This is a genomic window from Ensifer adhaerens (assembly GCF_002940685.1).
GTDB classification, from domain to species: domain Bacteria; phylum Pseudomonadota; class Alphaproteobacteria; order Rhizobiales; family Rhizobiaceae; genus Ensifer; species Ensifer adhaerens_E.
On sequence record NZ_PNFP01000016.1, the window covers coordinates 1 to 21921 of the forward strand.

Annotated in this window: 16 protein-coding genes and 1 tRNA gene; 8 read left to right on the forward strand and 9 right to left on the reverse strand. The window is 64.7% G+C overall.

Annotated features, from left to right (window positions below; all coding sequences use genetic code 11):
* Positions 1 to 245: 245 nt before the first annotated feature.
* The 5 genes from C1A35_RS26950 to C1A35_RS26970 all read right to left on the reverse strand — a co-directional run bounded on the left by C1A35_RS26950 (position 246) and on the right by C1A35_RS26970 (position 5888).
* A complete protein-coding gene (locus C1A35_RS26950) occupies positions 246 to 1748 on the reverse strand; it encodes an aldehyde dehydrogenase family protein (RefSeq protein WP_104667317.1) in 1503 nt (500 codons plus the stop codon).
* Between the two features lie 110 nt (positions 1749 to 1858).
* Entirely contained in the window at positions 1859 to 2875 is a 1017-nt protein-coding gene (locus tag C1A35_RS26955) for a helix-turn-helix transcriptional regulator (protein ID WP_104667318.1), read from the reverse strand.
* A gap of 39 nt (positions 2876 to 2914) precedes the next feature.
* Positions 2915 to 3856, reverse strand: a complete 942-nt coding sequence (locus C1A35_RS26960; RefSeq protein WP_104667319.1) for an electron transfer flavoprotein subunit alpha/FixB family protein — start codon at positions 3854 to 3856, stop codon at positions 2915 to 2917.
* On the reverse strand, positions 3853 to 4605 hold the full coding sequence (locus C1A35_RS26965; protein WP_104667320.1) for an electron transfer flavoprotein subunit beta/FixA family protein: 753 nt from the start codon (positions 4603 to 4605) through the stop codon (positions 3853 to 3855). The genes C1A35_RS26960 and C1A35_RS26965 overlap by 4 nt, the downstream gene beginning before the upstream one ends.
* A 38-nt stretch (positions 4606 to 4643) precedes the next feature.
* Positions 4644 to 5888, reverse strand: coding sequence for an acyl-CoA dehydrogenase family protein (locus tag C1A35_RS26970; RefSeq protein ID WP_158665175.1), 1245 nt, complete (start codon positions 5886 to 5888; stop codon positions 4644 to 4646).
* Between the two features lie 416 nt (positions 5889 to 6304).
* Between C1A35_RS26970 and C1A35_RS26975 the strand changes: the two genes are divergently transcribed.
* On the forward strand, positions 6305 to 7999 hold the full coding sequence (locus C1A35_RS26975) for an amidohydrolase (RefSeq protein ID WP_199773036.1): 1695 nt from the start codon (positions 6305 to 6307) through the stop codon (positions 7997 to 7999).
* 114 nt (positions 8000 to 8113) lie between these two features.
* On the opposite strand, the gene selD is transcribed toward C1A35_RS26975, so the two are convergent.
* Positions 8114 to 9160 carry a selenide, water dikinase SelD gene (gene selD, locus C1A35_RS26980; protein ID WP_440271570.1) on the reverse strand — a complete coding sequence of 349 codons (1047 nt, stop codon included), beginning with the start codon at positions 9158 to 9160 and terminating at the stop codon, positions 8114 to 8116.
* A 192-nt stretch (positions 9161 to 9352) separates the two neighbouring features.
* On the opposite strand from selD, the gene fdnG reads away from it, so the two are divergent.
* The 7 genes from fdnG to C1A35_RS36090 all read left to right on the forward strand — a co-directional run bounded on the left by fdnG (position 9353) and on the right by C1A35_RS36090 (position 18501).
* Positions 9353 to 12439 (forward strand): formate dehydrogenase-N subunit alpha, encoded by a 3087-nt coding sequence (fdnG, locus tag C1A35_RS26990; protein WP_158665176.1) that lies wholly within the window; start codon positions 9353 to 9355, stop codon positions 12437 to 12439.
* Entirely contained in the window at positions 12436 to 13425 is a 990-nt protein-coding gene (gene fdxH, locus C1A35_RS26995) for a formate dehydrogenase subunit beta (RefSeq protein WP_104667324.1), read from the forward strand. The genes fdnG and fdxH overlap by 4 nt, the downstream gene beginning before the upstream one ends.
* Positions 13425 to 14114, forward strand: a complete 690-nt coding sequence (locus tag C1A35_RS27000; RefSeq protein ID WP_104667325.1) for a formate dehydrogenase subunit gamma — start codon at positions 13425 to 13427, stop codon at positions 14112 to 14114. Before fdxH ends, C1A35_RS27000 begins: the two co-directional genes overlap by 1 nt.
* 102 nt (positions 14115 to 14216) lie before the next feature.
* Positions 14217 to 15128, forward strand: a complete 912-nt coding sequence (gene fdhE, locus C1A35_RS27005) for a formate dehydrogenase accessory protein FdhE (protein ID WP_104667326.1) — start codon at positions 14217 to 14219, stop codon at positions 15126 to 15128.
* Complete coding sequence (gene selA / locus C1A35_RS27010; protein ID WP_104667327.1) at positions 15128 to 16504, forward strand: L-seryl-tRNA(Sec) selenium transferase; 1377 nt, start codon at positions 15128 to 15130, stop codon at positions 16502 to 16504. The genes fdhE and selA overlap by 1 nt, the downstream gene beginning before the upstream one ends.
* Positions 16501 to 18405: a selenocysteine-specific translation elongation factor gene (selB, locus tag C1A35_RS27015; RefSeq protein ID WP_104667328.1), complete on the forward strand. Its 1905-nt coding sequence runs from the start codon at positions 16501 to 16503 to the stop codon at positions 18403 to 18405. Before selA ends, selB begins: the two co-directional genes overlap by 4 nt.
* Positions 18406 to 18501 (forward strand) — tRNA-Sec (locus C1A35_RS36090).
* A 61-nt stretch (positions 18502 to 18562) separates the two neighbouring features.
* Here the strand turns inward: C1A35_RS36090 and C1A35_RS27020 are convergent.
* The 3 genes from C1A35_RS27020 to C1A35_RS27030 all read right to left on the reverse strand — a co-directional run bounded on the left by C1A35_RS27020 (position 18563) and on the right by C1A35_RS27030 (position 21920).
* Entirely contained in the window at positions 18563 to 18835 is a 273-nt protein-coding gene (locus C1A35_RS27020; protein WP_234823029.1) for a helix-turn-helix domain-containing protein, read from the reverse strand.
* A gap of 152 nt (positions 18836 to 18987) precedes the next feature.
* Positions 18988 to 20139, reverse strand: a complete 1152-nt coding sequence (locus tag C1A35_RS27025; protein ID WP_104667330.1) for a hypothetical protein — start codon at positions 20137 to 20139, stop codon at positions 18988 to 18990.
* An 11-nt stretch (positions 20140 to 20150) separates the two neighbouring features.
* Complete coding sequence (locus C1A35_RS27030; protein ID WP_104667331.1) at positions 20151 to 21920, reverse strand: hypothetical protein; 1770 nt, start codon at positions 21918 to 21920, stop codon at positions 20151 to 20153.
* Position 21921: the final 1 nt, after the last annotated feature.

Sequence of the window (21921 nt, forward strand, 5' to 3'; positions counted from 1 at the left end):
TTCAGCCGGATCGCCGCCGCAAGACCGGCCGGCCCCGCGCCGACGATCACAACGTCGAACTCCATGCTCTCGCGTTCAACCATCTGCATGCACCTATCAATTGGCGGCTCTACTGAAGCGCGCCGCGCGGAACGCTACGGCCGCCCTCGCCGAGGACCGCTAGAAGTTCGCACGGCGACGCGCCGAAGACGCGGCGTCGTCACCGTGCTGGAGGTTTGGTTCAATGGATCTGGTTCAGGAAGAACTCAGTCCTTCGGTGGCCAGGTCGGGATGCTCCCCCGACCCGACGGAAACCGGACGTTCTTGGAGCGCGTGAATTCGCGCAGGGTTTCGGCGGCATTTTCCCGTCCGAAGCCGCTTCCCTTCTGCCCGCCGAAGGGGGAACCGAGGAAGGCACGGCGCATGTAGTTGTTGACGAAGATCATGCCGGCTTCGAGCCTGGCGGCGATCTTGCCGGCATGGGCCTCGTCGGTCGTGCAGATCGCTGCCGTCAGGCCGTACTCGCTGTCATTGGCGATGCGGATCGCCTCTTCCTCGGTCGAAAACCGCATGATGCTGGCGATCGGACCGAACATCTCCTCGCGCGCCGGGGTCATGTCGGACGTGACATCAGCGAGCACCGTCGGGGCAACCCAGTAGCCGTCCTTCAATCGCTCCTCGGTCGGCAGCCTGCCCTGGGTGACGAGGCGGGCTCCTTCCTTCAGTGCGATATCGAGATAGGACAGCACCTTGTCGCGGTGCTTCGCATCGACCATCGCGCCGATATCGGTCGCCGGATCGAGCCCGTCGCCGACGACGAGCTTCTCGGTCGCCCGCGCGAACCGCTCGAGGAACTGGTCGTGGAGGCTGTCGTGCACGAGAATGCGCGACGTCGACGTGCATGCCTCGCCCTGATTGTAGAACATGCCTTCGAGCGCGACGTCGATCGCGACGTCGAGATCGGCATCGGCAAGCACGATCAGCGCGTTCTTTCCGCCAAGTTCCATCGTGGCATAGGTGAGGTTCTGCGCCGCCGACTGCAGCACGCGCCGGCCGGTCATCGTCGAGCCGGTGAAGGTGATCCGCTCGACCAGCGGATGGGAGGCAAGTGCCGGGCCGGACGCGAGACCTGCAACGGCATTGAGCACGCCCGGCGGCAGGATTTCATTGGCGAGTTCGACAAGCCGCAGCACGGTCAGGGGCGCCTGCTCACCCGGCTTGATGACGACGGTGTTGCCGGCGGCGAGCGCCGGCGCGCACTTCTTGGAAAAGTGGATCGGCGGCCAGTTGAAAGGCAGGATCGCCGCGACCACGCCATAGGGCTCGTAGCTGATGCGCGCCTCGATCGGTCCCTGATCGAGGATCTCGCCGTGGATCGTATCGGCGAGACCGCCGAAATAGTCGAAGCACGCATGGCAGAACGACAGGTCGAAGCGCAAGGCATCGCGTCGCGGCTTGCCCACCTCGCGCGCCTCGATCTCGGCCAGCTCGTCGACGTGCTTGCGGATATGGGCCGCGACCTCTCGCAGGATCTGGCCGCGCTCGCGCGGCGAACGATCACGCCATGCCTGGTAGGCGCCGCGCGCGCTTCTGACCGCCCGGTCGACGTCGCTCTCCGACGCGTTGGTCACGTGCGCAATGGTCGCGCCGGTCGCCGGCTCCTCGACGCTGAACGTGGTGGCGCTGCCGTCATCCAGAAATTCTCCGCCCACGAACAGGCCGGACATCCTGAGCGGTGCCCGCGCCTGATCCTCGACATTCTTAAGCATTGCTACTCCTCCCATGTTGCAATCAACCGCACATGCCGGACCGGATCCCGGTCAGGCTCTCCTCTGTCCGACGGACAATCCCGTTGCCCGCCTGGTTCCACTTGCCCTGACTAGCTCTTGCCCCTCGGCATGGGGCCCGCGGCCTGCGCGGCAAGGCCGCGCCGGGCGGCCGCGGGCACGGCAAGGTCGCTCAACCGTTTCGCCCGATAGGCCGTCGGGGTCATTCCGACCGACTTTCGAAACGCCCGCAGGAAATACTTCTCGTCGTTGTAACCAACGGCAAAGGCGATCTGGCCGATCGGCTCGTCGGTCAGCACCAGCCGCTCGCGCGCATCATCGATGCGCATCTCGCGTATGAGCGCGTTGAAGCTGGTGCCGGTATGCTGTCGTAAAAGCGCGCAGAGGCGGCTGCGGGAAAGCCTGGCATAGGTCGCCGCCTGATCGAGCGTCGGCGAGCGCAGATAGTTCTCCGCAATGAAGTCGGAGATCCGACGCATGTGTCCGCTGTCCCGGCCGATCACCGGCAGCACCGGCGACAACTCGTCGAAACGATCCTCATAGGCCCGGCAGATCCTGCCGAGCATCAGCGTCAACTCGGCGCGAATGATCTCGCCTGTACAGATGCGATCCTCCGAATGCTCCAGGATCATCGCCCGGCAGGCCTCCTCGACGCGCGCCGCCAGGGCTTCGTCGAGGTTGAAGTCGATGTGCCCCTGCCAGGCAAAGGGCGTGAGTTCCGGGGCGATGCGCACCAGTTCCGAGATCGGATAGGAGCGCGTGATCCCCGGCCGGAGGAAGTCGAGATCGAAATAGATCACGACAGACCGCGACGCGCTGCTGAACCGCATCTGGTGCGGGGTCATCGGCGCGATGAAATAGATCGAGCCCGGCTGCGGCCTGTAGGATCTGAGCCCGACGCGTGCCGTCGGCGCTTCGCTCATGAAATAGACGATCTGGAAGTAGTCGTGCTTGTGCGCCGGATAGAGCCTTTGGGTCTTTTCGACCAAGCGTATATGGAACCGGGGTGCATCGGCCCGTTCGAGCGCGTAGGAACGAAAGGGCGCCGAGAGGGTATCGTCCACGCCCTGATCCGGATCGCCGCCCGGCTGCCCGTCTGTCCTCACCATCTCGTCCTCCCCGTTTGCCTCACTGCCGATGCCACCTGCTCAAGTCGCGCTTGCGAGCGTCCCTTTCAATTCGGGAACGGCCTCGAAGAGATCGGCCACGAGACCGTAGTCTGCAACCTGGAAGATCGGTGCCTCGGCGTCCCTGTTGATCGCGACGATCACCTTACTGTCCTTCATGCCTGCCAGGTGCTGGATCGCGCCGGAAATGCCGCAGGCGATATAGAGGTCGGGCGCGACGATCTTGCCGGTCTGGCCGACCTGAAGGTCATTCGACACATAGCCGGCGTCAACCGCCGCACGGCTCGCGCCCAGTGCCGCCCCCAGCGTGTCGGCGAGCGGCGCAAGCACCGTCTCGAAATTGTCGGCCGAGCCCATGCCGCGCCCGCCGGAGACGACGATGCGCGCCGAGGTCAGGTCGGGCCGTTCCGAGACGGCAACCGCATTGGCGACGAATGTCGACAGGCAGGAGCCTGGGACAATGTCGACGGTCTCGATCGGCTTTGCCTCACCCTTGCCGACGGGCCGGAACGCCGACGCCCGGATCGTCAGAACGCGCTTCGGATCCTTCGAGCGCACCGTCTGAACGATGTTGCCGGCATAGATCGGACGGCGAAACAGGTCGGGACTATCGATCGCGATCACATCCGAGATCTGCATGACGTCGAGCAATGCCGCAACGCGTGGCATCACGTTCTTGCCGGTCGATGTGGACGCCGCGACGATGGCGTCGTAGTTGCCCGACCGAGCAACGATCAGGTCGGCGAGCGGCTCGGCAAGCTGGTTGGCAAGGCTTTCCCCTTCGGCGAGCAGGACCTTGGAGACGCCGTCGAGATGGGCGGCAGCCAGGGCCACGTCGTGACACCCCTTGCCCGCGACGAGCACGTGAACGTCGTTGTCGAGGCAAAGCGCGGCACTGACCGCCCTTGCCGTTGCCTCGTCCAGTTGCGCATTGCCGTGTTCGGCCAAGACAAGCACGCTCATGCCAGCACTCCCGCTTCCGTTTTCAGTCGTTCGACAAGTTCCGCCACCGACTTGACCTTGATGCCGGCGGCGCGCGTCGGCGGCTCCTCGAGGCGGACGACCTCCAGGCGCTCCTCGATGACCAGCCCGTAGTCCGAGGCTTGCCTTTCCTCCAGCGGCTTCTTCTTGGCCTTCATGATGTTCGGCAGCGACGCATAGCGCGGCTCGTTCAGGCGCAGATCTGCCGTGACGATCGCCGGCAGGGTGAGCGCGATCGTCTGCGATCCGCCATCGACCTCGCGGATGACGGTGACGCGGTCGCCATCGACGGCAAGCTGCGAGGCGAAGGTCGCCTGCGGCCAGCCGAGTTTTGCCGCCAGCATCTGCCCGGTCTGATTGCAATCGTCGTCGATGGCCTGTTTTCCAAGAAGGATCAAAGCCGGCTGCTCTTCGCCGGCGACGGCGCTGAGGACCTTGGCGACGGCGAGCGGCTCGGTTGTCGCCTCCGTCCTGACGAGGAGGCCGCGGTCGGCCCCCATCGCCAGCGCGGTCCGCAAGGTCTCCGTCGCCTTGTCGGGACCGACCGAAACGACGACCACTTCGGAAGCGATGCCTGCCTCCTTGAGCCGGACCGCTTCCTCGACCGCGATCTCGTCGAACGGGTTCATCGTCATCTTGACGGCGGCAAGGTCGAGACCGCTGCCGTCCGCCCGTAACCTCACCTTCACATTTGGATCGGCAACGCGCTTCACCGCGACCAGTATCTTCATCTTCGTCCTCCCGGGCCCGCCATCTCCTCCGCCACGTCCTAGTTTTCAGGGCCTGCGTATTTGCCGGCGGTTGCCGGGAACATGGTCTTGATGATCTTCATCCGGCTGACATCGACGGTCGCGTCCATGTGCAGGAAGATGGCGGCATCGCGGAACAGCTTCTCGATGCCGAACTCCAGCATTGCGCCGTTGCCGCCATGTAGTTCCAGCGCGTGGGTGGCGACCTTCATGATCTCTTCCGACGCGTAGACCTTGGCCATGTTGCAGAGAACATCCATGTCCGGATGCCCCTCGTCGACGGCCCTCGATGCCCGTTCGATCAGGGCACGCACCGCCTCGATCCGCGTCGCCATGTCGGCGAGCCTGAGCGCCACCGCCTGGTGCTTGATGAGAATACGCCCGCCCTGCACGTAGTTCTGGACGTAGTCGGCCGTGCGTTCGAAACAGGCGACGCCGACGCCGAGGTTCTTGGCCGCCTGGATGATCTTGCCGGCACGGAAATACTGCCCGGCGCTGCCAAGCGCGGTGTTCTGCACAAGCAGGTGATCGGCCGGCACCCGGCAGTCTTCGAACACCAGTTCGCCGTTGTTCATGAAACGGCAGCCCATGGTCTCGTTGCACTTCGTCACCGTCAGGCCGGGCGTGTCGCGCGGCACGAGGAAACTCGAGGTCCCCTGCAACATGCCGACGGAGGAGTCGGTGTTGGCGTAGACGACATAGAGGCTCGCGTCGAAGCCGTTCGAGATGAACTGCTTGCGGCCGTTGATCACCCAGTGTCCGTCCTTGAGCACGGCCTTCGTGTGCATCGCCGCCTCGGGCACGTTGTAGGGTAGCCAGCGATCGGAAGCGCCGCGCGGCTCGGTAAGGCAATGGGCCAGCAGGAACTGCGGGTCCGCCAAGAGGCGCGGGAACCACTTGTCCTGCAGATGCTTCGGCGCGAACTCGCGCAGGAGGATCGAGACCTTCCAGTTCTGCACCAGCTTGTCGGCCAGGCCAGAGTCGCCGCGGGCGATTTCCTCCGAGATGAGCGCGAAAGTCCTGACTTCCGTCTCGCGCTCGAGGTCGACGCCGCCATAGGCTTCCGGCACGCCGAGCGTACGGACGCCGATCGTTTCGGCGCCCTCCAGGATCGAGCGCGGCAGCCGCTCGCCGGGGCTCATGTCCCATTCGCGCTGCCAGTTCGATCGAATGAAGGGCGTCACCGCGTCGTCGACGAAGGCGCGGCAGCTGTCGCGCATCAATCGCTGTTCCTGGGACAGTGAGCCGTCATCGGCGTGGATCATTTCTCGCTCCCTTGGTTGATCTGGCAGGTTCCTCATCCTGCCGACAGATTGGTAGCGCGGCGTCCCGGTGGACATGAGGTTCGAGTGTGCTCTTTTGGTGGACTATCGTCCAATTCGACGTGGATTTTCTGCGCCATATCTGAAGCAACTGAACACCAGGCTGTGTTCGACCGCTCCGCATGCGATCACAGTCTTGCCCGGCGCCGGCAAAAATCGTTGTCCTATCTTCAGGACACTGTGGCCCGATTTCAGCAGCTACCGCGCGTTTGTACCGCTCGTATCTTTTTTGAGCCCGCCCGCTCAGGCGCGGCGAGACGGCTCGGCCACCATCCGACGCCGCACCTGCCGGGGAGGCGACGCGAACCACCCGCGACCTCCGCCAGTTTGCTTTCACCGATCCAGTTGAGGAGAGTGCCTTGATCCGCCGGTTTTCGACTTTCTGCCTCGCCGCGGCGCAGCTTGCCGTTTTCACATCACCGTCCCTGGCAAGCGATCGCCCCGACCTCGTGCTCCGAAACGGGACGATCGTCACCATGGACGACGACCGCGCGATAGCAGAAGCGCTTGCCATTTCCGACGGCCGCATCCTGGCGGTCGGCACCGATGAGGAAATCCAGGCCTTCGTGCAGCCGGGCACAAAAGTTCTGGATCTTGGCGGCCGCACCGTCATTCCCGGCCTTGTCGATACGCATATCCATGCGATCCGTGGCGGCCAGACTTATCCGTTTGAAACCTACTGGCATGACGAAACGAGCCTTGCGAGCGCGCTCGAAGCCCTGAAAACCGCGGCGCGCGATCGCGCAAGCGACCAGTGGGTCGCGGTCGTCGGCTCCTGGCATCCGGACCAGTTCGCCGAGCGTCGCGCGCCTGACGTGGCCGACCTCGACAAGGCCCTGCCGGACACGCCGGCCTATGTGCAATATCTCTATGACTACGCGCTCGTGAACACCAAGGGGATCGAACTGCTTGCTCTCGACAGCACCAAACCGAAACTGCCGCCCGGCGTCCGGATCGAGCGCAACGAAGAGGACCGCGCGACGGGCAAGCTCTTCGGAAATATCGGCTCGTTCAACGTGCTCTTCGGACAACTCAGTGCGATTGGAAAGGAAGAGCGCAAGGCGAACCTGAAGACCTTCTTCTCGCATCTGAACGCGGTCGGGGTCACCGGTTTCATCGACCCTTCCGCCGGACCGGCGGCCGGCTACGAACCGTTCTTCGCGCTCAGGGACGAAGGCGGCCTCACGCTGAGGGCCGGCTACCGCATTCCGGCGGCCCATCCCGGCAACGAAGCCGAATGGTTCCGCGAGATCATGTCGTTCCGTCCCGCCGTCCACGACGACGGCACGCTGAGCTTCCTCGGTCTTGGCGAATCCCTGGTCTTTGCGATGAACGACGGCGTGCAGATGGGGCCGGGGTTCACCCCGCCGAAGGAAGCGCGCGACGAACTGCGGAATGTCGCGCTCTTCGCCGCCGAGCGGCGCATCCCCGTCGAGATCCACGCCTATACCGATGACGCCGCGAGCGCCATCCTCGACGTCTTCGAGGAGGTGCACAAGACGCGTCCGCTCAATGACCTCAGGTGGTCGATCGCCCACCTCAACACCGGATCGGAACGGACACTCGACCGGATGCAGAAGATGGGCCTCGCCTACACCGTCCAGATGGGTCCCTATTTCGAGGGAGCGGCGATCGCTGATGCCAACGGCGCCGACGTGGCAGCCGTTTCGCCGCCGACACGCCTTGCCATCGACAAGGGGCTGCTCGTCGCAGGCGGCACCGATTCCACGCGGATCGGCGTGGCCGGCGTCTGGCAGGCGATTGAGTACCACCTGACCGGGCGCTCGCTCGGGGGCACGGTGCAGAAGGCCGACGACCAGTTGCTGACGCGACAAGAGGCGCTGCGGCTTTATACGCGCAACGCCGCATGGATCGGCTTTGCCGAAGAGGACCGCGGCACGCTTTCGGCAGGCAAGCTCGCCGATCTCGCGGTGCTCGACAAGCCGTACATGACGATGCCCGCCGACGAGATCGACACCATCGGATCGGTGCTGACCCTGCTTGGTGGCAAGGTCGTGCACGACGCCGGTGCCCTCGAGGCGGCAAAGCAATAGCCGGAGTGCCGGGGCAGCCCCGCACCCGTCACAGTCGACCGGGAGAGGTGACATCCTCTCCCTGTTGTGCGCGATCTGAACGCCGCTTCCGGCCAGACAGGAATGAGCGCGGCGCTACGCGACCACCAACTGCGCCGGTCCGGCCACCGTTTCCCCAATCGCCGCCGCGGCGAAGCCATGCTTGCTGAAGAGGTCGAGGACCTCCTGTGCGGCGGACCGGTCACAGGCAACGAGCAGGCCGCCGCTCGTCTGCGGATCGCAAAGCAGCGCCTTGTCGACCGCGCCCATCTCGCGGGCAAAGGCCACGTCCTGCCCGTAGCTTGCCCAGTTTCGCCCCGAAGCGCCGGTGACGAAGCCGGCAGTCGCGAAATCGAAGGCGCCTTCCAGTAGGGGAACGGCGGACCAGTCGATACGGACCTGGCAGCTCGACCCGCGCGCCATCTCGAGCGCGTGGCCGGCAAGCCCGAAACCGGTGACATCGGTCATGGCATGAACGCCGGAATGCCGCGCGAGGTCGGGCCCGGCGGTGTTGAGGCGGGTCGTGCTTGCGATCATCCTGATGTAACCGGCCTCATCGAGCGCGCCCTTTTTCAGCGCCGCCGAGAAGATGCCGACACCGAGCGGCTTGCCGAGGATCAGCACGTCGCCCGCAACGGCGCCGCTGTTGCGCTTGAGGTGGGCAGGGTCGACGAGGCCGAGAGCGACGAGGCCGTAGATCGGCTCGACGGAATCGATCGTATGGCCGCCGGCGATGGGAATTCCGGCCGCCCGACAGGCCGCCGCGCCGCCGTCGAGGATGGCACCGATGGTCGCCGTCGACAGCACGTTGACCGGCATGCCGACGAGCGCCAGCGCAAAGATCGGCGTGCCGCCCATGGCGTAGACGTCGCTGATCGCATTGGTCGCGGCGATCCTGCCGAAATCGTGGGGATCGTCGACGATGGGCATGAAGAAGTCCGTGGTGGCGACCACGGCCTGGTGATCGTTGAGGCGGTAGACCGCCGCATCGTCGGACGTTTCGATGCCGACGAGGAGTTCCGGCGGAACCGGCAGTTGCACGCGTCCACGCAAGATTTCCTGAAGCACGCCCGGCGCGATCTTGCAGCCGCAGCCACCACCATGGGCAAGTGAGGTCAGGCGAGGCTCGGCGGAGGCGGATATGCTGCTCACGGTTCGAACTCCCTCGATGCAATGGTGCCGATGGCGGCCAGGTGGAGGATCGCGATCATGCCGCATCGTTTCCGGCAAGGCCATGACTTTTCGTGACAAATGCCGATCAAATCGGCCTTGACACGCCGGCCCTGAGGCTCGACCATTCGCATCAAGACCGATACGCATGGAAGAGGACCTCCAATGAACATCGATCTTTCCCGCCGCAGCTTCCTGAGGCTCGCCGGCGCAGGTGCTGCGGCAACCACGCTCGGGGCCATGGGCTTCGGGGCGGCCGAGGCGGCAACTGCCGCCCATGTGCGCGCCTTCAAGCTCACAAGCACCACCGAGACCCGCAACGTCTGCACCTACTGTTCGGTCGCCTGCGGCATCCTGATGTATTCCAGGGGTGACCTTGCCGCCGGCGAAAAGGCGGAGCTCATCCACATCGAGGGTGATGCCGATCATCCGACCAACCGCGGGACGCTCTGTCCCAAGGGCGCGGCGCTCAAGGACTTCGTGAAGTCCGAGACCCGCGCCACCAAGCCGCGCCACCGCGCTCCGGGCGCAGACACGTGGCAGGACATTTCCTGGGAAGACGCCTTCGACAAGATCGCCCGGGCGATCAAGGACGACCGCGACAAGAACTTCATCGAGAAGAACGCGGCCGGCGTCACGGTCAACCGCTGGACGACGATGGGGTTCCTTGCGGCCTCGGGCGGCACCAACGAGACGGGGTGGCTGACCTACAAGACCGTCCGGTCCCTGGGAGTCCTCGGCTTCGACAACCAGGCACGCGTCTGACACGGCCCCACGGTAGCCAGTTTGGCTCCAACATTTGGCCGCGGCGCAATGACGAACGCCTGGACCGACATCAAGAACACCGACCTCGTCATCGTCATGGGTGGCAATGCGGCGGAAGCCCACCCCTGCGGCTTCAAGTGGGTGACGGAAGCCAAGCACCATCGCGGCGCCCGGCTGATCGTCGTCGATCCGCGCTTCAACCGCACGGCATCGGTCGCCGATGTCTATGCCCCGATCCGTCCCGGCTCCGACATCGCCTTTCTGATGGGCGCGATCCGCTACTGCATCGAGAACGACAAGGTGCAGTGGGACTACGTCAAGAACTACACCAACGCCACCTATCTGGTGAACCCGGAGTTCGGCTGGGCCGATGGTCTCTTTAACGGCTATGATGAGGAGAAACGCGACTACGACCGCACCGCCTGGGAATACCAGCTGAACGAGGACGGGACGGTCAAGACCGATCCGACGCTCACCGACCCGCGCTGTGTCTGGAACCTCCTGAAAGAGCATGTCGCGGCCTACACGCCGGAGTTCGTGGAAAACATCTGCGGCACGCCGAGGGATCGCTACCTGAAGATCTGCGAGATGATCGGCGCGACCTCGGCCCGCGACAAGGTGATGACCTCGCTCTATGCGCTCGGCTGGACTCAGCATTCCAAGGGCGCCCAGAACATCCGCGGCATGGCGATGCTGCAGCTCATCCTCGGCAATGTCGGCCTGCCGGGCGGCGGGGTGAACGCGCTTCGCGGCCACTCCAACATTCAAGGGTTGACCGACATCGGCCTGCTTTCCAACTCCCTGCCGGGTTACATGAACCTGGCGACCGAAAAGGAGACGGACTACGCGACCTACATGTCGACGCGCGGCAACAAGCCGCTCGTTCCGGGCCAGACGAGCTACTGGCAGAACACCCCGAAATTCATGGTCAGCTTCCTGAAGGCCATGTGGGGCAGCGCTGCGACCAAGGAGAACGACTGGGGCTTCGACTGGCTGCCCAAGCTCGATGTGCCCTACTACGACATCCTCAGGATGTTCGACATGATGAGCCGCGGCGAGGTGAACCTCTACTTCTGCCAGGGCTTCAACCCGCTTCTGTCCTTCCCGAACAGAGCGAAGGTGACCGAGGGTCTGTCGAAGCTGAAGCTGCTCGTCACCATCGACCCGCTGCAGACCGAGACGGCGCATTTCTGGGAAAACCACGGCATCTACAACGAGGTGGACTCGGCCAAGATCATGACCGAGGTGTTGCAGCTTCCTGCGACGTGTTTTGCCGAGGACGAGGGCGCCACCGTCAATTCCGGCCGCTGGCTGCAATGGCACTGGCCCGGCGCGACACCGCCGGGTGACGCCAAGCACGACACCTGGATCCTCGCCAACATCTTCCTGCGGGTGCGTGAACTCTACCGCAAGGAAGGCGGGGTTTGCCCCGATCCGATCCTGAACCTTGCCTGGGATTACAAGGATCCCTACGAGCCCGAGCCTGCCGAGCTTGCCCAGGAGATGAACGGACGGGCGCTGCAAACGCTCTACGATCCGACCGATCCGACGAAGGTGCTGGTAGAAGCGGGCAAGCTTCTGCCGAACTTCGGTGTGATGCGTGACGACGGCTCCACCATGGCGGGCTGCTGGATCTATGCCGGCTCCTGGACGGAGGACGGCAACATGATGGCCCGGCGCGACAACAGCGATCCGGGCGAGATCGGCACCTATCTCAACTGGACCTTCGCCTGGCCGGCAAACCGCCGCATCCTCTACAATCGTGCCTCCTGCGATCTTGAGGGCAAGCCCTGGGATCCGGCACGCAAACTGATCGAATGGAACGGCGAGCGGTGGGCAGGCTTCGACGTGCCCGACATCGCGGTGACGGCAAAGCCCGAGACGGTGATGCCGTTCATCATGACGCCGGAAGGCACCGCCCGCCTGTTTGCCCGCAAGCTGATGCGGGACGGGCCTTTCCCCATCCATATGGAACCGTTCGAAAGCCCGGTCGAAAATCCGTTCAACGCCAAGCTTCGCGGCAATCCGGTCGCCCGCATCTTCCCCCACGACCTTGAGCAGTTGGGCACGAGCGGCGATTTCCCGTTCGTTGCCACCTCCTATCGCCTGACCGAGCATTTCCACTTCTGGACCAAGCACAGCCGCGTCAATGCCGTCCTGCAGCCGGAATTTTTCGTGGAGATCAGCGAGGAGCTGGCGGCCGAACGGGGCATTACGAAAGGTGGAAGGGTGCGCGTGTGGAGCGCGCGCGGCGAGGTCTGGGCGAAGGCGGTGGTGACGAAGCGCATTCGGCCGCTGATCTGCAACGGCAAGCCGGTGCATGTGGTCGGCATTCCCTTGCACTGGGGCTTCATGGGGGCGGCCCGCAAGGGCTTCGGGCCGAACAGTCTGACGCCCTTCGTCGGCGACGCCAATATCGACACGCCGGAATTCAAGGCCTTCCTGGTGAACATCGAACCGGCGGCGGAAGAAGGAGCCTCGGCATGAGCGAACGCGCACCGGAACCGGTAACGGCCGCCGCCAACCCGCCGCTGCAGCCTCTGGCGTCGAACCTGTTGCCGAGCGACGTCATCAGGGTGTCGGCAACGAGCGACGTACCGGCGCCCGAAAGAGAACTCACCCCGGTCGCCAAGCTGATCGACGTTTCGAAATGCATCGGCTGCAAGGCCTGCCAGTCCGCCTGCATCGAATGGAACGACACCCATCCGGACCTGGAGGAGAATGTCGGCGTCTACGAGAACCCGCACGACCTGACGCCTGACATGTTCACGCTGATGCGGTTCACGGAATACGAGAACCCCGTCACCAACGAGTTCGAATGGCTGATCCGCAAGGACGGCTGCATGCACTGTGCCGATCCCGGCTGTCTGAAGGCCTGCCCGGCGCCGGGCGCCATCGTGCAATACTCTAACGGCATCGTCGATTTCATCTCCGACAACTGCATCGGCTGCGGCTATTGCGTGGCCGGCTGTCCCTTCAACATTCCGCGCATCTCCAAGACCGCGCATGTGTCGAAGAAATGCACGCTCTGCTCCGACCGTGTGGCCGTCGGCCAGGGACCGGCCTGCGCCAAGGCCTGCCCCACCAAGGCGATCTCCTTTGGCACGAAGGAAGACATGGTCACGCTCGCCAACGAGCGGGTCGAGGACCTGAAATCGCGCGGCTACGACCATGCCGGCCTCTATGATCCGCAGGGCGTCGGCGGCACGCACGTCATGTACGTGCTGCACCATGCCGATCAGCCGTCGCTCTATTCCGGCCTGCCGGACGATCCGCGGATCTCGCCGGTGGTAAGGGGCTGGAAGGGGCCGGCCAAGACCGTGGGTCTCGCCGTCGCCGGACTTGCAGCCGCCGGCGCCGTGCTCCACGGCATCTTTGCCCGGCCCAACGAGGTGACCGCCCACGAGGAGGGAGAAGCGGAGGAACTCGTCACGCATCGTAACCACGCGCCGCAGGGCGACAGGGAGGCATGATGGCTGACAAACGCATCTACTCCGCGCCCGGCGACAGGATCGAGACGAAGCACCCGGTCACCGTCAATCGATACCGCGGCTACACACGGGTGAACCATTGGGTCACGGCCGCCTGCATGATCGTGCTTCTGATCTCCGGCCTTTCCTTCTTCCACCCCTCGCTGTTCTTTCTGACCGGTCTCTTCGGCGGCGGCCAGATGACGCGGTGGCTGCATCCGATCGTCGGCGTCGTTCTGGTGGCAAGCTTCCTTCTGCTTTTCGCGCAAATGTGGAAGCTCAACCTGCCGCGGCGCGAGGACGTGGAGTGGAGCCGCAAGATCGGTGACCTGCTGCAGGGCAACGAGGAAAACCTGCCGGAACTCGGCAAATACAATGCCGGCCAGAAGGTGGTTTTTTGGGGCATGTCCGGGCTGATCGTCGTCCTTGTCACGACCGGCATCATGATCTGGGAACAGTATTTCCCCGACCTCGTTTCCATTCCGGTGCGTCGCATCGCCGTCGCCGTGCATGCGCTTGCGGCACTTTTCACGATCCTGATTTTCATCGTCCATGTCTACGCGGCGATCTGGACGCGCGGCACGATTAGAGCCATGACGCGCGGCACCGTCACCGGCGGCTGGGCATTTCGCCACCATCGCAAATGGTTGCGCGAACTGGCTGGACGCCAGGGCTCCGACCCGTCAAAATGAGCGTCTCCTACAGCGCCGCGCGTCCTGTCAGGCGCGCAAAGGTCGCTGTAGCACCGTGAATGCTGCTTGATCCGGCCTTGCGGCCGGATTGCCGGAGATGCGATGGCAGAAGACGTTCAACCCGATCCCTCCCTCATCGGCGGCGTGCCGACACCGCCCCTTACTCTCCTGCCCGAGCCAGTCAAACTGTTCCAGACGCGCGCGCGCCGCTTCGCGTTTCTTGCCGAAAGCAATGCGCTCGCGCCTTATCTCACCTTCCTCTCAGCCCTTTCCAAACTGCAGGCGCGGCTTGCGGCAACCCTTCCGCCCGTCTCCCCACCCTCTTCGGCGCGCATCGTCGAGGCAATGCGCGCCGCAATGCCACCGATCGACCGGACTGCATTTGCCGGCGATCCCGAGCTTGCCGCAACGCTCGGCGCGCTGCTCGACGGTGCCGTCGAGATCGCGATGCCCGAACCCGCCCGCCTGGCGCTTGATGCGGTGCGGGCGGCAAGCGTCGATGATCGGCGCTGGCTGCTTGCAAATATTCTCTCCGATCAGATTCCCGACGACAGCGCCGCACCCCATCTCTTCGTCGCAGCCGCGGTGCAGGTGCACATGGCGCGGCTCGCCGCGGCGCTCGATGCGGAAGCGCTCGTCCCTGTCGCGCTCGGCGTCTGTCCCGCTTGCGGCGGCCGGCCGGCCACCTCGTCCGTGATGGGCGCGCAGGGCGTCGAGAACGTCCGCTATGCCGCCTGCGCCTGCTGCGGCACGCAATGGAACGAAGTGCGGGTAAAGTGCCTCTGTTGCGGCTCGACCAAGGGCATCAGCTACCGCTCGGTCGAGACATCGGAGGCGACGGTGAAAGCCGAGACCTGCCGGGAATGCCACGCCTGGGTCAAGATCTTCTACCAGGTGAAGAACCCGAGCCTGGATCCGATCGCCGATGACGTCGGCAGCCTCGGCCTCGATATCCTGATGAAGGAAACCGAGTTCCGCCGCGGCGGCTTCAACCCCTATCTCGTGGGCTATTGATGCCGGATTTTCGCGTGCTTCCCTCGGTCGACCAGATGCTGACCTCGCCAGAGGGGCTGCTGCTGACTGAAGAATATGGCCGCCTTGCCGTCGTCACCGCCGTGCGCGCCGGGCTCGAGATTGCGCGAGCAAAAATCCGTGCGGGCGAGGATGGGGCAGCGCTCGCGACCGAGCTGCCACGCCGTGTTGCCGAGGACCTGGCGGCTGCCGCCCGCTCCGCTCTTCGACCGCTCTTGAACCTCACGGGCACGGTGCTGCACACCAATCTCGGCCGTGCCATTCTGGCCGAGGAAGCCGTCAGCGCCGCAACCGCCGCTATGGCCAACCCGCTGGCGCTGGAGTTCGACCTTTCGGGCGGCGGGCGGGGTCAGCGCGACGACCATCTGCGCGGCCTGCTCTGCGAACTGACCGGCTCCGAAGATGCCACCATCGTCAACAACAACGCCGCCGCGGTCCTGATCGCACTCAACACGCTCAGCGAAGGCCGCGAGGCGATCGTCTCGCGGGGCGAGTTGATCGAAATCGGCGGCGCCTTCCGCATGCCCGATATCATGGCCCGCGCCGGCGCAAAACTGGTGGAAGTGGGCACCACCAACCGCACCCACCCGCGCGACTACGAAGGCGCGATCGGGCCGGAAACCGGCGTCATCCTCAAGGTCCACACGTCCAATTACCGGATCGAGGGTTTTACCGCCGAAGTGCCGGCGCCGAGGCTGGCCGAGATTGCGCGCAAGGGCGGTGTCCCGCTTCTCAACGACCTCGGCTCCGGTTCGCTGGTCGATCTCTCCACCTTCGGGCTGCGGCGTGAACCGACCGTCGCGGAAGCGGTCGCCGAAGGTGCTGATCTCGTCACCTTCTCCGGCGACAAGCTGCTCGGCGGCCCGCAGGCGGGCTTTATCGTCGGGAAGCGCGACCTGATCGCTGCCATCAACCGCAATCCGCTAAAACGCGCCGTCCGCCTCGACAAGATCCGCATCGCCGCGCTGGAGGCGACGCTGAGACTTTATCGCGATCCCGACCGGCTTGGGGAACGCCTGCCAACATTGCGTTTCCTCACCCGGCCGCAGGCCGAAATCGCCGCGCAAGCGACCCGGCTTGCGCCGGCAATCGATGCGCTGCTCCAACCGCACGGCTACTCGGCGGCGCGCTGCGCTTGCCAGAGCCAGGTCGGCTCCGGCGCCTTGCCGGTCGATACCGTCCCGAGCGCCGGCCTCAGGTTGACAGGCAGTGGCGGCGATGCGCCGGAACGGCTTTCGGCACGGCTCCGCGGCCTTCCTTTGCCGGTGATCGGCTACATCCGCGATGGCGCGCTGATCCTCGATCTACGCTGCCTTCAGAGCGATCAGATACTGATCGAGGCCCTGGCGGCGCTATGATCGTCGGAACCGCAGGGCATATCGACCACGGCAAGACGGCGCTCGTGAAAGCGCTCACCGGCACCGATGCCGATCGCCTTGCCGAAGAGAAGGCCCGCGGCATCACCATCGACCTTGGCTTTGCCTATGCCGACCTCGGCGGCGGCACGGTCACCGGCTTCGTCGACGTGCCGGGTCACGAGCGGCTGATCCACACCATGCTTGCCGGCGCCGGCGGCATCGATTTCGCGCTGCTCGTTGTCGCCGCCGACGATGGCGTCATGCCGCAGACGCGCGAGCATCTCGCCATCCTCGACCTGCTGGGCAGCGAACGGGGCATCGTCGCGCTCACCAAGGCCGATCTCGCCGGACCGGAGCGACGCGCGGAAGTGAAAACGGAGATCCGCGCGGCGCTTTCCGGCACCGGGCTTGCGGGTGCGCCCATCATTGCCGTCTCCGCATTGACCGGCGAAGGTATCGACACTCTCAGCGCGGCACTTGCCGCCGCCGAAGCGGAAACCGCAGCGCGCAACGACACCGGCCTGCTGCGCTTTGCCGTCGACCGCAGTTTTACGCTTTCAGGCGCCGGCACCGTGGTGACAGGCATGGTCCTTGGCGGCCGCGTGACGCTCGACGATACCGTCACCGTCAGTCCGTCCGGCCTTGTGGCCCGCGTGCGCGGCATCCATGCGCAGAACCGGAAGGCAGCTGAAGGGCTTGCCGGCCAGCGCTGCGCGCTGAACCTTGCCGGCGAGCGCGTGACGAAGGACGCAATCCGGCGCGGCGACGTCATCCTGGCCCCACCGCTGCACGCCCCGACCGACCGGATCGATGCGACGCTCCATGTGCTCGCTTCGGAAGCCAAGCCGATCGGCACCTGGTTTCCCGTGCGGCTGCACAGCCATGCGACAGAAGTCGGGGCGCGGATCGTGCCCCTTGCCGGCCCGCTCGATGCCGGAACAGAAGGTCTGGTGCAACTGGTTCTCGATCGCCCCATTGCCGCGACGATCGGCGACCGCTTCATCCTGCGCGACACCTCGGCCAGCCGGACGATCGGCGGCGGCCGTTTTCTCGACCTGCGTCCGCCGGCGCGAAAGCGCGGCACACCGGAGCGGCTGAATGTCCTCGCCGCATCGGACAACCAGGACCCGGCGGCGGCGCTGGCGGCTCTGATCGAGCTTGCCCCGATCGAACTTTCGGCCTTCCTGCGCGACCGCGGCCTCGGCGAACAGACACTGCCCCGCCTGCTCACGGACGCCGGGGCCGAGGTCGTCGGCGACCACGCATTCTCTTCCGCGGCCCTTCACCGATTGCGGGCGAGCCTGACCGACACACTCTCAGCGTTCCACGCCGAGAACCCCGACCTGGCCGGCATCGGCCGCGAGAAGCTCCGGCTTTCGCTGAAGCCGCGCCTGGCAAAGCCTACGTTCCTGACATTCCTCAAGGCCGAAGCAGCGGCGGGCCGTATCGTGCTCGACGGCGCTTTCCTGCGGCTGCCGGGCCACGTGGTCCGGCTGACGCCTGCCGACGAAAGCCTCTGGCAACGCATTCATCCGCAGCTCATTGGCGAGAGCCGCTTCCGGCCGCCGCGGGTGCGCGATCTTGTGCCTCTGCTTGGCGCCGACGAGCGCGACGTGCGGCGGGTCTTGAAGCTCGCCCAGAAACTCGGGCAGGTTCACGAGATCGCGCACGATCACTTCTTCGCCCGCACGGTCGTGGAGGAAATGGCAGATATCGTGCTCGACGTCGCAGCGGAGACGGACGATGGCTGGTTCACCGCACCCGCCTTCCGCGACCGGGTGCACAACGGCCGCAAGGTCGCGATCGAGATCCTCGACTTCTTCGATCGGCTCGGCCTGACCTTGCGCCGGGGAGACTTGCGTCGCATAAATCCCCATCGCAGCGACCTGTTTTCACGCTGAGGAAGGGAATCGTCTCCGGTGGGACGGCCGGACTTCAAATCCGGTTGGGGCAGCGAGCCTGTCCCGGGTGGGTTCGACCCCCACTCCCCTCCGCCAGTGCTCGCGCATCGGGGCTGCGCCTGCAATGTACGCAAAGCCGAGACACAACTAAGCGATGTTATGCGCGAGATACCCCATTGGGCGGGCGTTCGCTCCTCGCAACTGTCGCCCGATAAAGGATGCAGAGATCGATACGGCGATCGATCTCCAGTTTGAGAAAAATACGTCGCAGATGCGCGGAAACTGTCCAATGGCTGATGCCGAGAGCAAGGCCGATCTCCTTGTTCGCCATGCCGCTTGCAACCAGACGGGCGATCTCCTGCTCCCGTGGGGACAGATATGAGCAGCGATCGCGAAACAGAGAAGGCGGCGTGGCCAGGTCCGGCGGCAAGCTCGGGCTCCTGCTCGCCAGCGGCAGGGAGGATGCAAACGATGTTCTTTCCTCCGGTACTGATGCCGATGATATCCGTGCCATTCGGCCCTCCCAAACGAATGAAATAACTCTACGCTTTTTGCCGGATTTCGACCCCGGTCACGATCCTCTCAGGTGTAGTTGATGCCGCCGAGGATGGACTTGCCCCGGCCTCGCGCCGGTTCGAACGTAACCACGTTCCCGCCATTCAACTTGGGATTCTGCCGAAGCCCCACGGACTCCGCACTTGTCAGCCAGTCGTCGCAGGCGTCCACGATCGCCTCAAGCAGGGACTCGAAATCGATGCGCACGGTCGTCAGCAGGTAATCTTCCGACAGCCAGCGCAAGATCTCGCGGCCGGTGACGGCCATGCGGCTGCGCTGCGAGGTGACCGGAATCTCGCGCAGATACCGCTTCGAGATCTCCTCGAGCACATCCCAGGCATTGTCGGCGCCGAACAGGTTGATGACGTCGTCGGAGCCCAGGATGTCGAAGGCCTCCTGCAGGAGAACCATGACTTCGCTGCGCAGCACGGCGACATGGCCGTAGGACACCTGCTTGAGATTGTGCCGAAGGTCGAGTCCGGACCGTCGAACGACGGCCATGCTGCCGAAGGTCTCGCGGATGCCGTCGGGACGCAGGACTTCAGACACGCGCTTGTCCTCGAAGAAGCGCGAAACGTGCTGGCAGAAATTGCTCAGAAGTGCATGGAACGCGATGTTCGGCTCGGCACCGGACGGCGGCGCCACCTCCGTGTAGCCGAAGACCTTGCGGTAGGCCGAACGCCGCTCCCTCTGCGTATACCGCAGCACGCGCTTGCGATCGTACTGGTAAAGCGAGAGCGCACCCCTGCCGTCGGAAAGGCGGATCTCGCCGGACTGGAACAGTTGCTGCAGCTTCAGGATCGACCGGAACACGCCGGCGCGCTCATGCTGGTAAATGTAGTAGAGATCGCCGACGGCCGTCAGCCGCTCGCGGCTGATCTGGTCGTCATAGGCGGGAACCAGCGGCGCCGGACGGACCTCGTTCAAGGTGGACGCCACCTGTTCGCCAAGACCGATCATGCGGCCGAGACCGCCGTCGGTACCCGGTTGGCCGGGCGCCCGCTTCAACGTCTCGTAGATCGCCTCCTCGGCCTCCGTGATGTACTGGTTGATCAGTTCGGCCTGCGCCGGCGTTTTGGCCAGTTCGTCCCGGGCATCGCGGACCATTTGCGAACGCAGTCGCTGCAGCCGCCCCAGCAGATCGTTGAGACCGCCCAGATTCGTAAGTTCGGTTGCCATCTCGCGTCCTCCTAAGCCTTTTCAATGGTCAAGGCCGCAGCCATCGCATCGGCAGCATTGAGCGCTTTGTCCAGCAGGTACTTCAGTTCGACCAGCTGCCGTATCGGCCCGGGCAGCCGAACCGAGAAGCTCAGGCTGCCCGCACCGGAGACGAATTGCTCAGCCGCCTGCCTGAGGGAACGAAGCTCGCAGCGGAGAATCTTGAGGTCGCCGGCGTGCAGGTTGGCAGCCTTGTTTTCCGGGCGCGAGAACGGTTCGGCGACCGCGCGCACCCATCCGAGGAACTGCCCGAGAGACAGGCCGCCGAACGTCTCGGGTGATCCTTCCTGCGCCGGAACGAGCACCAGATCCTGCTCGATCGGGTCGGTGCCGGTGCGTTCGAGTTGATCTTCGAGCGCAACAGCGGCGCTGAGCGTCGCCGTCAGTGCCAGCTCGAGCCGGGCCGAGTTGACACCACGCTGGGCGCCCTCCTGAACCGAAACGATCCGGCGGCCGATCGAGCAGAGAAGACCGAAGACGGCCCGCAGTTCGGCGGCGACCTCCTCCTCCCGGACCGCCGAAACCGGCGCCGCAAGGTCGTTTTCGATGACCTGGACGAGTTCCCTGATGAGCTCGCGCACGTCGTCGCTCGTAAAACATCTCCGCCAGTTCGCAACCGTATGAATCTCGCCGAGCTCCAGATATTCAAGGATTGTCCTGATCACCCGGCGAAACTGATATTTGGCCCGCGCCCGGTTGATCCCGAGCGGATCGCGCGCGGTCTCCACCAGGGCGTCGAGTTCGTCCTTGATCCGCCGGCGCATAGACGCAGGGTCGAAAAGCCCGCGAACCGTTTCGAAACGGTTCATCGCCGGCAACCGCGCGATCGTCGCATTCAGCGCGTTCGCGTCCGTGCGCAGAATCTCGGAATTGACCAACGCCTCGCCTCTCAGCAGCTGCGACGGATCTGCCGTGCTGCGGAGCTCCGGCGCGGCATCGGTCCGGTAATAGACGCGGAAACCATCACGCTCCTTCCAGGCGAAGTTGCGCATCAGGCCGTCGATCAGCCGGCTGCGCGTCAACTCCAGCTTGCCCTCGCTGCCGAACTGGACGCCTTCATGCGGCAGCCCCATCACATCGAGGGTCGCCATCATCTGATCGCTGACGGTTTCGAAGCGGCCGCTCGCACGGCTGGTCTCCATCGGCCGGGCGGAGCCCGCCTGGAAACTTGCCATCATCACCGCCAGATCACGAATGGCCTCGGCAGCGGGCTGCTCATTCGCCGGGTGGATGACCGGACGAGCCATGCTGGTCAGGGTAGGGGTAAGGTCGATGACGGTAGCCATCAGATTGTCTGTCAACTCGGAAAGTTCGTCGAGCAACTCATCCAGGCCCTCGACAGTATGGCGGTCGTCCTCGACCTCGCGCATCGACGTGCTCTCATCGATCTTGAGGCTTGCCAGATCGGCGGACCCATAGACCCGGATGTCAGACAGGATGACCCGGGATCGGAGCATGTGGATCAGAGCCAAGACGCTCTGGAGCGCACTGCTGGCGCGCTCATCCGCGACCGCCTTCTCAGCCCTTTCTTCAAGGATAAGGGCTTTCGGCACGCTCTCTGCCAAATGTTCAAGGGAAATCGTCAGGTCCTTGTGGTCGACCCGCTCCGTTACGCCGTCAAGAAAGGCATGGAGTCGACCCAGGCACTCTCCCAGCGCCTTCAAAGGCCGACCGAGTGCATGGAAAACGTTCTCCAGCTCGTAACTCGCGTTCTCGATTGACTTCTTTTCGATCCCGGCCATT